The organism is Streptomyces rimosus (assembly GCF_008704655.1).
Taxonomy (GTDB): domain Bacteria; phylum Actinomycetota; class Actinomycetes; order Streptomycetales; family Streptomycetaceae; genus Streptomyces; species Streptomyces rimosus.
Genome location: NZ_CP023688.1, coordinates 4,857,762 through 4,871,437, shown reverse-complemented (window position 1 = coordinate 4,871,437; position 13,676 = coordinate 4,857,762). Strand labels below are relative to the sequence as shown.

14 protein-coding genes are annotated in these 13,676 nt (G+C 71.2%); 6 read left to right on the top strand and 8 right to left on the bottom strand.

The features are described 5' to 3' along the window. Nucleotides 1-64 precede the first annotated feature (64 nt). Nucleotides 65-583 carry a DUF2617 family protein gene (locus CP984_RS20675; RefSeq protein WP_003979923.1) on the bottom strand — a complete coding sequence of 173 codons (519 nt, stop codon included), beginning with the start codon at nt 581-583 and terminating at the stop codon, nt 65-67. Nucleotides 584-884: 301 nt separating this feature from the next. Further along, on the bottom strand, nt 885-1,169 hold the full coding sequence (locus tag CP984_RS20670; RefSeq protein WP_003979924.1) for a hypothetical protein: 285 nt from the start codon (nt 1,167-1,169) through the stop codon (nt 885-887). 250 nt (nt 1,170-1,419) lie between these two features. Here CP984_RS20670 and CP984_RS20665 point away from each other — a divergent pair, with 250 nt between their 5' ends. The 3 genes from CP984_RS20665 (at nt 1,420) to CP984_RS20655 (ending at nt 4,363) form a co-directional block, all read left to right on the top strand. Further along, nucleotides 1,420-2,598 carry a pyridoxal phosphate-dependent aminotransferase gene (locus CP984_RS20665; protein ID WP_003979925.1) on the top strand — a complete coding sequence of 393 codons (1,179 nt, stop codon included), beginning with the start codon at nt 1,420-1,422 and terminating at the stop codon, nt 2,596-2,598. 148 nt (nt 2,599-2,746) lie between these two features. Next, nucleotides 2,747-3,958: a hypothetical protein gene (locus CP984_RS20660; RefSeq protein WP_003979926.1), complete on the top strand. Its 1,212-nt coding sequence runs from the start codon at nt 2,747-2,749 to the stop codon at nt 3,956-3,958. A gap of 129 nt (nt 3,959-4,087) precedes the next feature. After that, on the top strand, nt 4,088-4,363 hold the full coding sequence (locus CP984_RS20655; protein WP_003979927.1) for a hypothetical protein: 276 nt from the start codon (nt 4,088-4,090) through the stop codon (nt 4,361-4,363). A 72-nt stretch (nt 4,364-4,435) separates the two neighbouring features. Here CP984_RS20655 and CP984_RS20650 read toward each other — a convergent pair whose 3' ends face one another. Next, on the bottom strand, nt 4,436-4,972 hold the full coding sequence (locus CP984_RS20650; protein WP_003979928.1) for a YbjN domain-containing protein: 537 nt from the start codon (nt 4,970-4,972) through the stop codon (nt 4,436-4,438). A gap of 144 nt (nt 4,973-5,116) precedes the next feature. Next, nucleotides 5,117-7,756, bottom strand: a complete 2,640-nt coding sequence (clpB, locus tag CP984_RS20645; RefSeq protein ID WP_003979929.1) for an ATP-dependent chaperone ClpB — start codon at nt 7,754-7,756, stop codon at nt 5,117-5,119. Nucleotides 7,757-8,193: 437 nt separating this feature from the next. On the opposite strand from clpB, the gene CP984_RS20640 reads away from it, so the two are divergent. The 3 genes from CP984_RS20640 (at nt 8,194) to CP984_RS20630 (ending at nt 9,377) form a co-directional block, all read left to right on the top strand. Next, a complete protein-coding gene (locus tag CP984_RS20640; protein ID WP_003979930.1) occupies nt 8,194-8,598 on the top strand; it encodes a TIGR03618 family F420-dependent PPOX class oxidoreductase in 405 nt (134 codons plus the stop codon). A gap of 141 nt (nt 8,599-8,739) precedes the next feature. After that, nucleotides 8,740-8,976, top strand: coding sequence for a hypothetical protein (locus tag CP984_RS20635; protein ID WP_078575316.1), 237 nt, complete (start codon nt 8,740-8,742; stop codon nt 8,974-8,976). After that, the gene (locus CP984_RS20630) at nt 8,973-9,377 is read left to right on the top strand and encodes a hypothetical protein (RefSeq protein WP_030180652.1); all 405 of its coding nucleotides are present in this window, start codon (nt 8,973-8,975) and stop codon (nt 9,375-9,377) included. The genes CP984_RS20635 and CP984_RS20630 overlap by 4 nt, the downstream gene beginning before the upstream one ends. 79 nt (nt 9,378-9,456) lie before the next feature. Here the strand turns inward: CP984_RS20630 and CP984_RS20625 are convergent, their stop codons facing one another. The 4 genes from CP984_RS20625 to dnaK are packed head-to-tail and all read right to left on the bottom strand — an operon-like array spanning nt 9,457 to nt 13,654. After that, nucleotides 9,457-9,912, bottom strand: a complete 456-nt coding sequence (locus CP984_RS20625; RefSeq protein ID WP_003979932.1) for a heat shock protein transcriptional repressor HspR — start codon at nt 9,910-9,912, stop codon at nt 9,457-9,459. 5 nt (nt 9,913-9,917) lie between these two features. Next, nucleotides 9,918-11,093 (bottom strand): molecular chaperone DnaJ, encoded by a 1,176-nt coding sequence (gene dnaJ, locus CP984_RS20620; RefSeq protein WP_003979933.1) that lies wholly within the window; start codon nt 11,091-11,093, stop codon nt 9,918-9,920. A 42-nt stretch (nt 11,094-11,135) separates the two neighbouring features. Continuing rightward, the gene (grpE, locus tag CP984_RS20615; RefSeq protein ID WP_003979934.1) at nt 11,136-11,795 is read right to left on the bottom strand and encodes a nucleotide exchange factor GrpE; all 660 of its coding nucleotides are present in this window, start codon (nt 11,793-11,795) and stop codon (nt 11,136-11,138) included. Further along, the gene (dnaK, locus tag CP984_RS20610) at nt 11,792-13,654 is read right to left on the bottom strand and encodes a molecular chaperone DnaK (RefSeq protein ID WP_003979936.1); all 1,863 of its coding nucleotides are present in this window, start codon (nt 13,652-13,654) and stop codon (nt 11,792-11,794) included. The genes grpE and dnaK overlap by 4 nt, the downstream gene beginning before the upstream one ends. Between the last annotated feature and the right edge of the window lie 22 nt (nt 13,655-13,676).

Sequence of the window (13,676 nt, the reverse complement as noted above, 5' to 3'; positions counted from 1 at the left end):
TCAGGACACCGGAACCGGCTCGCGCACCCGCCGACGGGCCCGGCCGCGAGCGCGGCCCGGCCCGTCACAGCGCCGCCGTCATCCGTACCCCCACCCGCGTACGCGTCGCGACCAGGCGGCCCTCCTGCGGATAGGCGTGCCACGTACGCCAGCGCACCTGCCCGTCCTCGCGCTGCGCCAGCATCGCGGTGAAGGCGTGCGGCGAGCCCGGGAACGTTCCGGCAAGGCCGTGGGGGTGTTCGGCGACGAGGGCGAGCAACTCCTGTGCGCGCCCGGCGAAGGAGCCGTGCGACAACGTCTCGACGTGCGCCGCGAATTCGTACTCCCAGTCGCCGATGCGTTTCGCCACGCCCAGCGGAAGCGGGGTGCTGCTGCCGGGTATACAGGCCACCGTTTCGGAGCAGGTGCCGTGCTCTTCCTCCAGCAGCACTTGGTGGGAGGCCCCGAGCAGCCTCAACTGTACGTTTGCCGCGGCGAGTTCCAGGTCGAGCACGGCAAGGGCCGGCAGCGGCTCCCTGCCCAGCGCCCAGGCCAGGTCACAGGCGCGGGTATCGGTGTAGGGCGTTTTGAGGGTCGTGAGCATGGGTCGGCTCCGCAAGCACGCAGTGGATGGTGGGCCGGCCTGCCCCGGAGACGGGATCAGGTGGTGACTGTCTGCCGGCTCGTGCCCACGTGGGGGTCCGAGAACTGGGATTCTCTAGGGAGAGGGAATCATGAAAAGAGCGGGGCCCACAGCGTTTTTACCCATCTTCGTAGGGTTTCCATCCCTCAGAGGGCCACTCAGTTCAGTTGTTCAACAGCCCACCGCCCAGAGGGCGTTGACCTCACCCGGCGCATATGCGGACCTGCATGGGCCCCGTGCATGTGGACGGCGCAACAACACGTCAGGAACTGCCGCAGCCCCCGCCGCCACCACAGGACGAGGAGGAGTGCCCGCCGCCCCCGCCGGAGGAGTGTCCGCCGCTTCCGCAGGAGGAGAGCCCGCCGCAGGAGTGGCCGTGATGGTGGTGCCCGCCGCTCAGTCCCGGATCACCGGCCACCCACCAGCCGGTGCCGTCCCGCCGCCCCTTGCCGAGGCTGCGGCGCCCGCCGTCGCGGCTCTGCGCCGCCGTGGCCACCAGCGCCGCGACCACCCCACAGATCACCAGGAAGACCACGAATCCCATCATCGCCCCACACTCCTTTCCGTCCCCCGAAGCGAGGCACCCGCCCCGCGCCGCCGGCTGCCCGGCCGGGCGCGGAGCCCTGTCGTACGTGTCCTGATCCCTCTCCGATCCGCGCTGATCCACTCCGGTGCGCCCGGTCCGGCTTCCGGACGGCCCGCACCACCCCGTGTCCTTCAGCGGGGCTCATGCCCCGGCGCCGCCGCGCCCAAAGCGCAGTTGAGGAAGTCCAGAGGTTCGGCGGAGGATGGCGGACATGTCACGACCGCTGCTCAACCGCCGCCTCGCGGAGTTCGGTACGACGATCTTCGCCGAGATGTCCGCGCTCGCCGTACGCACCGGATCGATCAACCTGGGACAGGGCTTCCCCGACACCGACGGGCCGGAGGAGGTCAGGGAGGCGGCGGTCCGCGCACTGCGCGACGGCCGCGGCAACCAGTACCCGCCCGGCCCCGGCGTCCCCGAACTGCGCGCCGCCGTCGCCGCCCACCAGCACCGCTTCTACGGCCACCTCGGCGTCGCGTACGACCCCGACACCGAGGTGCTGGTCACCGCGGGCGCCACCGAGGCCATCGCCGCCTCGCTGCTCGCTCTCCTGGAGCCCGGCGACGAAGTGATCGCGCTGGAGCCGTACTACGACTCCTACGCCGCGTGCATCGCGATGGCGGGCGGCACCCGTGTCCCGGTGACACTGCGCCCGTCCGCCGAGGACGGTACGTACGCCCTCGATCTCGACGAGCTGCGCGACGCCGTCACCGACCGCACCCGCCTCATCCTCCTCAACACGCCCCACAACCCCACCGGCACCGTCCTCGACCGCGCCGAACTGACCGAGATCGCCCGCCTGGCCTGCGAGCGCGACCTCCTCGTGATTACCGACGAGGTCTACGAACACCTCGTCTACGAGGGCGAGCACATTCCGCTGGCGTCCCTGCCCGGCATGCGCGAGCGCACCGTCACCATCGGCTCGGCCGGCAAGACCTTCTCCTTCACCGGCTGGAAGGTCGGCTGGGTCACCGCGAGCCCGGAGCTGGTCGGCGCCGTCCGCTCGGCCAAGCAGTTCCTCACGTACGTCTCCGCGGGCCCGTTCCAGTACGCGGTCGCCGAGGCCCTGGCGCTGCCCGACAGTTACTACACCGGGCTGCGGGACGATCTGCGCGCCAAGCGGGACCTGCTGGCCGACGGCCTCGCCGCCGCCGGGTTCCGCGTCTTCCGCCCGTCCGGCACGTACTTCGTCACCACCGACATCCGCCCCCTCGGCGAGGAGGACGGCTTCGCCTTCTGCCGCGCCCTCCCGGAGCGCGCCGGCGTCGTGGCCATCCCCAACGCCGTCTTCTACGACCACCAGGACCAGGGCGCCCCGTACGTCCGGTTCGCGTTCTGCAAGCAGGAGAAGGTCCTCCAGGAAGCGGTCGATCGCCTCCGCGCCCTCTGAGCGGAGTTCCGTACCGCGCGCCCCTGTATGCCACCCGGTCGGCCTACAGGGGTCGCGTGGCGGGCGGACGGCGCCGAGAGTCGTGGTGTCGGGTGCGCCGGGCGCGTGCGGCCCGGCGGGTGGCCGCCGCGCGTACCGGAGGTGTTTCGTGTCCGCCGAGACCGTCGACACCGCGGCCGCGGCAGCGCCACGGCCCGGCTCCGTACGCGTCCATGTGCGTGCCGCGCTGCGCCGTGCGGCCCCCGCACTCGCCCTGTTCGCGGCCATCCGCCTCGCGGGGGCCATGTGCACGGCGCTGTGGGCCTGGCACACCGGCCGCCACCCGCGCAATCTGCTCGGCGCCACGTGGGACTCCAACTGGTATCTGAGCGTGGCCCGGTACGGCTACGGCTCCCCGACGCCGCACCGCATGTGGCCCCCGGACCCCCTCGCCGACCTGGCGTTCTTCCCCCTGTACCCGGGTCTGATACGCGGCGTCTCCACCGCCCTGCCGATCGGCGCGCTCAGCGCCGGGCTGCTGCTCGCATGGACGGCCGCCGCCGTGGCCGCCTGGGGGATCTTCGCGGTCGGCGCGCATCTCCATGGGCGGCGCGCCGGCACGTTCCTTGTGGCGCTGTGGGCGCTGCTGCCGCACGCCGTCATCGAATCGCTGAGCTATACGGAACCGCTGCTCACCGCGCTGGCCGCCTGGGCCCTGTACGCGCTGCTCACCGACCGCCCGCTGTGGGCCGGGGCCCTGGCGGCCCTGGCCGGTCTGGCACGGCCGAACGGCCTCGCGGTCGCCGCCGCGGTCCTGGTGGTGGTGGGCGTACGGACCTGGCGGCGCGGCAGGGACGGTCCCGTACCGCGGCAAGAGCGTCCCCTCTGGCACTACTGGACGGCAGCCCTGACCGCCCCCGCAGGCTGGCTCGGATACGTCCTGTGGGTGGGGGCGCGCACCGGCTGGGGGCCGCGCGGCTACTTCCAGGTGCAGGAGCTCTGGGGGTCCCGCTTCGACTTCGGCCGGGACACCCTGCGGTCCGTGAAGCGGCTGTTCCTGCATGACGCGCCGCTGGTGCAGTACATGGCGGCGGCCGTGCTCGCCGTGGCGCTGCTGCTGCTCGTACTCCTGGTGCTGGACCGGCCACCGCTGCCACTGCTCGTCTACACCGCCGTACTGATGGCCATGGCCCTCGGCGGCACCGGCTACTTCCCGTCCAAGCCGCGCTTTCTCCTGCCGGCCTTCCCGCTGCTCATCCCGGCGGCCGTCGCGCTGGCCCGCGCCCGCCCGCGCGCCGTCGTCCTGACGACGGGCGCGCTGGCCGTACTCTCCCTCGGCTACGGGCTGTACCTGCTGACCATGGCACCCGAGCCGCTGTGAGCCTCAGCTGCGGGCAGTCCCCGGTCACCGGAATGGCCGCTGTCAGGAGGGCAAGCGGCCTCCGCGGTGCGTTCATGAGTGGGGGAACCGCAACCCATCTGCTCGGGGAGCCGTCCGAAAGGAACCGCGATGCTCAAGCGTCTCGCTGCCGCACTCAGCTGTACCGCCCTCGCCCTCGGTGGCGCTGTGGCCATTGCCCCGACTGCCCAGGCCAGTCCGCAGTCCTGCTACTACTACGTGCTGGAGCAGTACCCCGGCGCAGATGAAGAGGTGGCCGAACGGGCCTGCCGCATCGGGGGCAGGGGCGGGACGGAGAACTTCCGCGCCTGCTACCACGAGCTGCGAAGGGACCACATCCCCGCCGTGGTGGCCGGCGAAGCCTGCCGGCGCGCGGCCAGGGGCTGACGGCGAGCACGCCGAAGGGCCCCGGAGCGGATCGCTCCGGGGCCCTTCGGCGTCTGCGGCCGGGCGGAGGGCTTACGCCTCCTCGTCACCCGGCTTCGCGTCGCCGTCACCCTCGATGTCGGCCTCCAGGCCGAGCTGCTCGACGATCCACTTGTCGAACTCGATCGACGCGCGGACCCAGCTGACCGTGCTCGACACAAAGTGTTCGAGCGCGACACCGGTACCGATCAGCATCGACGCCTCGCCGATCAGGCGGACCGTGCCGTCGTCGTGGGTGTGGGTGTACGCCTTGGGCCACAGCGTCCGGCGGTTCCAGTCGTCGATCGCCTCCAGCAGCTTCGCCTTGTCGTCGATGCCGTGCGGGCGGTCGTAGAACGTGCGGACGGAGAAGATCTGCTGCTCCTCCTCGCCGCGGAACATGAAGTACGTGCGGAACTGCTCCCACGGGGCGGCGAGGTCACCCTCGTCGTCGACTACGTACTTCAGCTCCATCTGGTCGAGAAGCTGCTTGACCAGGTCCTGGTCGGGCAGGACGGGACCATCAGGCCCCGACGGCTGCGGTTCGGGCTGGCCCCCGAAATTCGGGATCGAGGACGGGTCGATGCTCACCGTGGAATTCCCTTCGTATGGTCCTCGCCATCCTCCCCCATCCCGGCCCCGTCCTGGCAAGCCCGCCGCCGTCTCTCCGCTGTGGGCCGAAACCGGCCCGGCGGACGGGACGGCGGCGGACCGCCGCGACCGCTCCGGTGCGCCTTACCGTACGGGACCGACGGTCAGCGCCCGGCCGTCCTCGGCGACATCCACCCGTACGGTGTCGCCGTCCAGCACCTCGCCCGCCAGGATCGCCTTGGCGAGCTGGTCGCCGATGGCCGTCTGGACCAGGCGGCGCAGCGGGCGGGCGCCGTAGGAGAGGTCCGGGGCGGCCTGCGGCTGGTCCACGACCGGCTCCTGGCCGAGCCAGGCCAGCCAGGTCAGGGCGCGGTCGGTGACGTCCAGCGTCAGCCTGCGGTCGGCGAGCCGGCGCTGCAGGTGGGCGATCTGGATGCCCGCGATCCGCTGGAGCTGGTCGGTGCCGAGCGGGTGGAAGACCACCAGGTCGTCCAGCCGGTTCAGGAACTCCGGCCGGAAGGACGACCGGACCGTCTCCAGCACCTTCTCCTTCTTCTGGTCCTCCTTGAGCAGCGGGTCCATCAGGAAGGTGGAGCCCAGGTTGGAGGTCAGGATCAGGATCGTGTTGCGGAAGTCGACCGTACGGCCCTGGCCGTCGGTCAGCCGGCCGTCGTCCAGCACCTGGAGCAGCACGTCGAAGACCTCGTGGTGCGCCTTCTCCACCTCGTCCAGCAGGACGACGCTGTACGGACGGCGGCGCACCGCCTCGGTGAGCTGGCCGCCCTCCTCGTAGCCGACGTAGCCGGGCGGGGCGCCGACCAGGCGGGCGACGCTGTGCTTCTCGCCGTACTCGCTCATGTCGATGCGGACCATCGCCCGCTCGTCGTCGAAGAGGAAGTCGGCGAGCGCCTTGGCCAGCTCGGTCTTGCCGACGCCGGTCGGGCCGAGGAAGAGGAACGAGCCGGTGGGACGGTCCGGGTCGGCGATACCGGCGCGGGTACGGCGTACCGCGTCGGACACCGCCCGTACGGCCTCGGCCTGGCCGATCAGGCGCTTGCCCAGCTCGTCCTCCATGCGCAGCAGCTTCTGCGTCTCGCCCTCCAGCAGGCGCCCGGCCGGGATGCCGGTCCAGGAGCCGACCACGTCCGCGATGTCGTCCGGGCCGACCTCCTCCTTGACCATCGAGGACTTGGCGTCGGCGGACGCCTCCTGCTCGGCCTCGGCCGCGGCGGCCTCCTCCAGCTCCCGCTCCAGGCCCGGGATCTCCCCGTACAGCAGCTTGGAAGCGGTGTCGAAGTCGCCGTCGCGCTGGGCGCGCTCGGCCTGGCCGCGCAGCTCGTCCAGCTTCTCCTTCAGCTCACCGAGGCGGTTGAGGCCCTCCTTCTCCTTCTCCCAGCGGGCGGTCAGGCCGCGCAGCTCCTCCTCCTTGTCGGCGAGGTCCTTGCGCAGCTTCTCCAGGCGCTGCACGGAGCCGGCGTCGGTCTCGTTCTTGAGCGCCAGCTCCTCCATGCGCAGCCGGTCGACGGCGCGCTGCAGCTCGTCGATCTCCACCGGCGAGGAGTCGATCTCCATACGGAGGCGGGAGGCCGCCTCGTCCACGAGGTCGATGGCCTTGTCCGGCAGGAAGCGGGAGGTGATGTAGCGGTCGGAGAGGGTCGCGGCGGCGACCAGCGCGGAGTCCGCGATCTGCACCTTGTGGTGCGCCTCGTACCGGCCCTTGAGGCCGCGCAGGATCGCGACGGTGTCCTCGACGGTCGGCTCGGCGACCAGCACCTGCTGGAAGCGCCGCTCCAGCGCCGGGTCCTTCTCGATGCGCTCGCGGTACTCGTCCAGGGTCGTGGCGCCGACCATCCGCAGCTCGCCGCGGGCCAGCATCGGCTTGAGCATGTTGCCCGCGTCCATCGCGGAGTCGCCGCCCGCGCCGGTGCCGACGACCGTGTGCAGCTCGTCGATGAAGGTGATGATCTGGCCGTCGCTGGACTTGATCTCCGCGAGGACGGTCTTCAGCCGCTCCTCGAACTCGCCGCGGTACTTCGCGCCCGCCACCATCGCGCCCAGGTCCAGCGCCACCAGCCGCTTGTCGCGCAGCGACTCGGGCACGTCGCCCTTCACTATGCGCTGCGCCAGGCCCTCGACCACGGCGGTCTTGCCGACGCCGGGCTCGCCGATGAGCACCGGGTTGTTCTTCGTACGGCGGGAGAGCACCTGCACCACGCGGCGGATCTCCTGGTCACGGCCGATGACCGGGTCGAGCTTGCCCTCGCGGGCCGCCGCCGTGAAGTCCGTACCGAACTTCTCCAGCGCCTTGTACGTGCCCTCCGGGTCCGGGCTGGTCACCCGCCGGCCGCCCCGGCTGTCCTCGAAGGCGCTCAGCAGCTTCTTGGCCGTGGCGCCCTGCTCCGCCAGCAGCTCGCCGGTGCGGCCGCCCTTGGCGGCGATGCCGATGAGCAGGTGCTCGGTGGAGATGAAGTCGTCGCCCAGCTCCTTGGCGCGCTGCGCGGCGTCGGCGATGACGGCCAGCGTGTCGCGGTCCGGCTGCGGCGGGGCGACCGTGGAACCCTGCACGCTGGGCAGGGCGGCCAGCTGGCGTTCGGCGCCGGAGCGCAGCGCGACGGCGTCCGCCTCGACGGCCGCCAGCAGGTCGGTGATGTTCTCGTTGTCCGCGCCGGCGAGGAGGGCGAGCAGCAGGTGCGCGGGGGTCATGTCCGCGTGTCCCGCCGTCACCGCCCGCTCGTTGGCGGCGCTCAGCGCCTCGCGGCTCTTGTTGGTCAGCTCGGCGTCCACTCGGCCGCTCCTCCTTGTGCTCGGGTGCGTGATCGGCGCCGCGTGCGCGGCGGAACCTGCTCAGCTCAACGTCCGATAAGTTGAGTCTATTCCACTCAAGGCCGTTCCGGACAGCGTACGGCGCCTTCCGGCCCTTCTACGGGTGCACCCAAGACGCCGGGCCATGCTTTTCCCGCCCCCGCCGGTTTTCCCGTACGCGATCACCAGGGGCCGCCGGCCGGTGACCGTCGCCGCCCGCACCGAGCCGTCCGACCTGCCTCCGTCGTACCGGTCCCGGCGGGCCGGGTCCGGTACGGAGCCGGTCGCGGTCTTCCGCGTTCTCCCGGGACAAACGGCGCGTTCACGGCATCTCCCCAGCGCCCCCATGCCGCCTTCACAGTTCCTTCTCAGCATCTCCTCACGGCGCCCCCACAGGTTCCCCAATTACGCTTCCGCTCATGGCCCACGACCTGGACGACCTCAGCCCCGAGTACCTCGCCTTCTGGAGCGAGCACCTCATGTGCACGCTGACCACCCTGCGCCCCGACGGCACACCCCACGTCGTCCCGGTCGGCGTCACCTTCGACGCCAACCAGCGCATCGCCCGCGTGATCACCCGAAAGGACAGCGCCAAGGTCGGCCACGTCCTCGCCGGGGGCCCGGACGGCGCCCGGGTCGCGGTGTGCCAGGTACAGGGCAAGCGGTGGGCCACTCTGGAGGGCGTGGCCCGCATCCGTACGGACGCCGACGTGGTGGCCGACGCGGTACGGCGCTACGCCGAGCGGTACGGCCGCACCCCCGCGCCCAAGCCGGACCGGGTGATGATCGAGATCACCGTCACCAAGGCGCTGGGGCGCGCGTAGGACACCGTCCGGCCAGGTCCGTACCTGGCCGGATCCGGACAGTGCGCTTCCGCCGCCGTACGCGGCCCTGCTATGCCCGAAGCGGGACCACCGCTCCCGGCGCACCACCGCGCGGAGCGGAAAACGGCTGCTGGAGGGCGCATGGCGTCTGCATCACGCACCGGGCCCGCCCCTGCCCGTACGGGCGTCCGCGCCCGCCGCCCCGCCCGCGCCGAGCTGTGCCCCCGCTGCGGCGGCCAGCTCGCCGTGAACCAGGACGGCTGGGCGATCTGCCACGCCTGCGGCTATGCCTCACCGCCCGGCGCCGCCCCTCCACCCCGGTCCTCGCGCGGCGGTATCGTCACCTCCACACTCGCCACGCCCCGGGGGGCACGATGAACTCGGTCCGAGTGACGGCGATCGCCTGCCTCATGCCACTGTCAGGGCTGGACGACGACCCGTTCCTGGTGGACGACCGCAGCCAGCACGCCATGTGCGCGCGCTGGGCCGAGGCCCGCGACTACGACCTGACCTGCCGGCTGAGCGTCCACCAGCTCCGCGCCGACCACGCCACACTGTGGCAGGACGTGGAAGCCGGACTGGTCGACGTCTTCGTCGTCCCCAACCGCCGCGCACTGGAGAACGCCATCGCCTCGGCCGACGAGTTCACCGCCCGCTGCACCGCCGCCGGCGTCCGCCTGGAGACCGCCGACTACGACGAGCCGGTCTACACCAGCGCGATGAAGTCCCACGTACACCGCCGCCTGTCCATGCCGACGGCCGGGTACAACGGCTGCTGAACCTGCCGGACACCGCCGCAAAAGGCAGCGGGGCCGGAGTGCGCTGTGCACCCCGGCCCCGCCCACGGATGACGACGGCCTAGTCGGCGGACCGCTTCTTCGGACGCCACACGACCAGCGCGCCGGTCTGCTGCACGTCCTGATAGGGCACCAGGTCCCGGCGGTACGAGGCGTGTACGGCCGCCTCCCGCTGCTGCATGGCGGCAGCCGCGCCCTCGACCGCGTGCTGGAGCTCGGCGACCCGCTGGCGCAGGGCCGCGACCTGGTTCTCCAGTTCGATGATGCGCTTGATGCCGGCGAGGTTGATGCCCTCGTCCTGCGACAACCGCTGCACCTCACGGAGCAGTTCGATGTCCCGGGCCGAATAGCGCCGGCCGCGCCCGGCCGTACGGTCGGGCGAGACCAGGCCCAGCCGGTCGTACTGCCGCAGGGTCTGCGGATGCAGACCGGAGAGCTGGGCCGCGACGGAGATGACGTACACCGGCGACTCTTCGGTCAGTTCGTACGGGTTCCGACGCCCGCCCCGGCCATCCATCCGACTCATGCTCCCTTCGCGGCCTGGAACAGCTCCGCCCGCGGGTCCTCGCCCGCGGTCGCCTCACGGTAGGCCTCCAGCGACTCCCGTGCCTTGTCGCCGAGGTCCTTGGGGACGCTCACCTCGACGGTGACCAACAGATCGCCGCGGGTGCCGTCCTTGCGCGACGCGCCCTTGCCGCGCACGCGCATCGTACGTCCGTTGGGAGTCCCGGCCGGCAGTTTGAGCGTCACCGGCGGGCCGCCGAGTGTCGGCACCCGCACCTCGCCGCCCAGCGCCGCCTCCGGGAAGGTGACCGGGACGGTGACGGTCAGGTTGTCACCCTTGCGGCCGAAGACCGGGTGGGCGTCGACGTGGACGACGACGTACAGATCGCCGTTCGGGCCGCCGCGCTCGCCCGGGGCGCCCTTGCCGCGCAGCCGGATGCGCTGCCCGTCGGAGACGCCCGCCGGGATACGCACCTGCATCGTGCGCGAACTGGTCGCCCGACCGCTGCCCTTGCAGACATCACAGGGCGTCTCGGCTATCAGGCCGCGGCCCTTGCAGTCCACGCACGGGTCGGTGAGCGAGAAGCCGCCACCGCCGCCGCGGCTGACCTGCCCGGTGCCGACGCAGGTCGGGCACACCCGCGGCGTGCCGTTCTTGTCGCCGGTGCCCGAGCACGCCTTGCAGGGGGCCTGGCTGGACATCCGCAGCGGGACCGTGGCCCCGTCCGCCGCCTCGGTGAAGCTGAGCGTCACCTCGGACTCGACGTCCTGGCCGCGGCGCGGCTGCGTACGCGTGCCGCCGCCGCGGTTGAACAGACCGCCGAAGACATCGCCGAGACCGCCGCCGAAGCCGCCGCCCGCCGAGCCGCCCTGCGCGCCGCCTCCGAAGAGGTCGCCCAGGTCGAAGTTGAACGATCCGCCACCGGCGCCGCCGGGGCCCGCGCGGAAGCCGCCGTTGCCGAACAGCGCCCGCGCCTCGTCGTACTCCTTGCGGCGCTTGGGGTCACCGAGGATGTCGTTGGCCTCGGAGATCTCCTTGAAGCGCTCCTCGGCCTTGGCGTCCCCCTTGTTGGCGTCCGGGTGGAACTCCCGGGCCAGCTTGCGGTACGCCTTCTTGATCTCCGCCTCGGTGGCGTCCTTCGGGACGCCGAGGACCTTGTAGTAGTCCTTCTCCACGAAGTCCTTGGTGTTCATCCCCGACGTCCCTCCTCCCGTACTGCTTCTTCCGCCGCCGCGTCAGCCCTCGTCCGGGCCACCGCTCTCCTCGTCCGAAGCCTTGGCGTCGTCCTCCGAGGCGGCCTTGCCGGACTGCGCGCCCGGCTGCGGCTCGGCCACCGCGACCCGTGCGGGACGGATCGTTCGTTCACCGATGCGATACCCCGGCTGGAGGATGGCGACGCACGTGGTCTCCGTGACATCCGGCGCGTAGGAATGCATCAGCGCCTCATGGATCGTCGGGTCGAAGGGCTCGCCCTCCTTGCCGAACTGCTGGAGGCCCAGCTTCGCGACCACGGTCTCCAGCGACTCGGCCACCGACTTGAAGCCGCCGACCAGCTCGCCGTGCTCCCGGGCCCGGCCGACGTCGTCGAGCACGGGCAGCAGCTCGGTGAGCAGATTCGCCGCGGCGATCTCCTTCACCGACACCCGGTCCCGCTCCACCCGGCGACGGTAGTTCTGGTACTCCGCCTGGAGCCGCTGGAGGTCCGCGGTGCGCTCGTTGAGCGCGGTACGCACCTGGTCCAGCTGCGCCGTGAGAGCTACGTCCTGGTTCGCATCCCCGGCCGGGGCCGAGCCCGCCGTGTCGGCGGACTCGGCCTGCGCCGCGTCATCAGGGGTCTTTGCGGCATCGGCGGGGACGTCGGGCTTCTCCTCGAAGCCCGGAGTCTCCTCCGTCACGCGGCACCACCCTTGGCATCCTTCGGCTTCTCGTCGTCGACGATCTCGGCGTCGACCACGTCGTCCTCGGCCTTGGCCTGCTGGCCGCCCGCGGCACCGGCGGCGCCCTCGGCGCCACCCGCGGCCTGGGCATCGGCGTACATGGCCTGGCCCAGCTTCTGGCTGACCGCGGCGACCTTCTCGGTCGCGGTGCGGATCTCGGCCGTGTCCTCGCCCTTGAGCTTCTCCTTCAGCTCGGCGACGGCGGTCTCGACCTCGGTCTTCACCTCGGCGGGGACCTTCTCCTCGTTGTCCTTGAGGAACTTCTCCGTCTGGTAGACGAGCTGCTCGCCCTGGTTGCGGGACTCGGCGGCCTCGCGGCGGCGGTGGTCCTCGTCCGCGTACTGCTCGGCCTCCTGGCGCATCCGGTCGACCTCGTCCTTCGGCAGCGAGGAGCCACCGGTGACGGTCATCTTCTGCTCCTTGCCGGTGCCGAGGTCCTTCGCCGCGACGTGCATGATGCCGTTCGCGTCGATGTCGAAGGTGACCTCGATCTGCGGCACGCCGCGCGGGGCCGGGGGCAGACCGGTCAGCTCGAACATGCCGAGCTTCTTGTTGTACGCCGCGATCTCGCGCTCGCCCTGGTAGACCTGGATCTGCACGGAGGGCTGGTTGTCCTCGGCGGTGGTGAAGATCTCCGAGCGCTTGGTCGGAATCGTCGTGTTCCGCTCGATGAGCTTGGTCATGATGCCGCCCTTGGTCTCGATACCGAGGGACAGCGGGGTGACGTCCAGCAGGAGGACGTCCTTGACCTCACCCTTGAGGACACCGGCCTGCAGCGACGCGCCGATGGCGACGACCTCGTCCGGGTTGACGCCCTTGTTGGCGTCCTTGCCGCCGGTCAGCTCCTTGACCAGCTCGGCGACGGCCGGCATACGGGTCGACCCGCCGACCAGGACCACGTGGTCGATCTCGGACAGCTCGATGCCGGCGTCCTTGATCACGTTGTGGAACGGGGTCTTGCAGCGCTCCAGGAGGTCCGAGGTCAGCTGCTGGAACTGCGCCCGGGTGAGCTTCTCGTCCAGGTGCAGCGGGCCCTCGGCGGAGGCGGTAATGTAGGGCAGGTTGATCGTCGTCTCGGTGGAGGACGACAGCTCGATCTTCGCCTTCTCCGCGGCCTCGCGCAGACGCTGGAGCGCCATCTTGTCCTTGGACAGGTCGACGCCGTGGCCGTTCTGGAACTGCTTGACCAGGTAGTCGACGACGCGCTGGTCCCAGTCGTCACCACCGAGGTGGTTGTCACCGTTGGTGGCCTTGACCTCGACGACACCGTCGCCGATCTCCAGCAGCGAGACGTCGAAGGTACCGCCACCGAGGTCGAAGACCAGGATGGTCTGGTCGTCCTTCTCCAGGCCGTAGGCCAGGGCCGCGGCGGTGGGCTCGTTGACGATGCGCAGGACGTTCAGGCCCGCGATCTCGCCGGCCTCCTTGGTGGCCTGGCGCTCGGAGTCGTTGAAGTACGCCGGAACGGTGATGACCGCGTCGGTGACCTTCTCGCCCAGGTAGGCCTCGGCGTCCCGCTTGAGCTTCTGCAGGATGAAGGCGCTCATCTGCTGCGGGTTGAAGTCCTTGCCGTCCAGGTTCACCTTCCAGTCGGTGCCCATGTGGCGCTTGACCGACCGGATGGTCCTGTCGACGTTGGTGACCGCCTGGCGCTTGGCCACCTCGCCGACCAGCACCTCGCCGTTCTTGGCGAAGGCGACGACGGACGGCGTGGTCCTGGCGCCCTCGGCGTTGGTGATGACGGTGGGCTCACCGCCTTCGAGAACACTGACGACGGAGTTCGTCGTGCCCAGGTCGATGCCGACCGCACGTGCCATTTCGATTCCTCCATGACTTGAG

Coding starts and splice junctions, on each gene's coding strand:
- CP984_RS20630 (WP_030180652.1), top strand. CDS start 8,973: ATGAACTCGGTCCGAGTGACGGCGATCGCCTGCCTCATGCCACTGTCA.
- CP984_RS20670 (WP_003979924.1), bottom strand. CDS start 1,169: ATGATGGGATTCGTGGTCTTCCTGGTGATCTGTGGGGTGGTCGCGGCG.
- CP984_RS20625 (WP_003979932.1), bottom strand. CDS start 9,912: ATGGATGGCCGGGGCGGGCGTCGGAACCCGTACGAACTGACCGAAGAG.
- CP984_RS20640 (WP_003979930.1), top strand. CDS start 8,194: ATGGCCCACGACCTGGACGACCTCAGCCCCGAGTACCTCGCCTTCTGG.
- dnaJ (WP_003979933.1), bottom strand. CDS start 11,093: ATGAACACCAAGGACTTCGTGGAGAAGGACTACTACAAGGTCCTCGGC.
- CP984_RS20655 (WP_003979927.1), top strand. CDS start 4,088: ATGCTCAAGCGTCTCGCTGCCGCACTCAGCTGTACCGCCCTCGCCCTC.
- CP984_RS20665 (WP_003979925.1), top strand. CDS start 1,420: ATGTCACGACCGCTGCTCAACCGCCGCCTCGCGGAGTTCGGTACGACG.
- CP984_RS20635 (WP_078575316.1), top strand. CDS start 8,740: ATGGCGTCTGCATCACGCACCGGGCCCGCCCCTGCCCGTACGGGCGTC.
- CP984_RS20675 (WP_003979923.1), bottom strand. CDS start 583: ATGCTCACGACCCTCAAAACGCCCTACACCGATACCCGCGCCTGTGAC.
- dnaK (WP_003979936.1), bottom strand. CDS start 13,654: ATGGCACGTGCGGTCGGCATCGACCTGGGCACGACGAACTCCGTCGTC.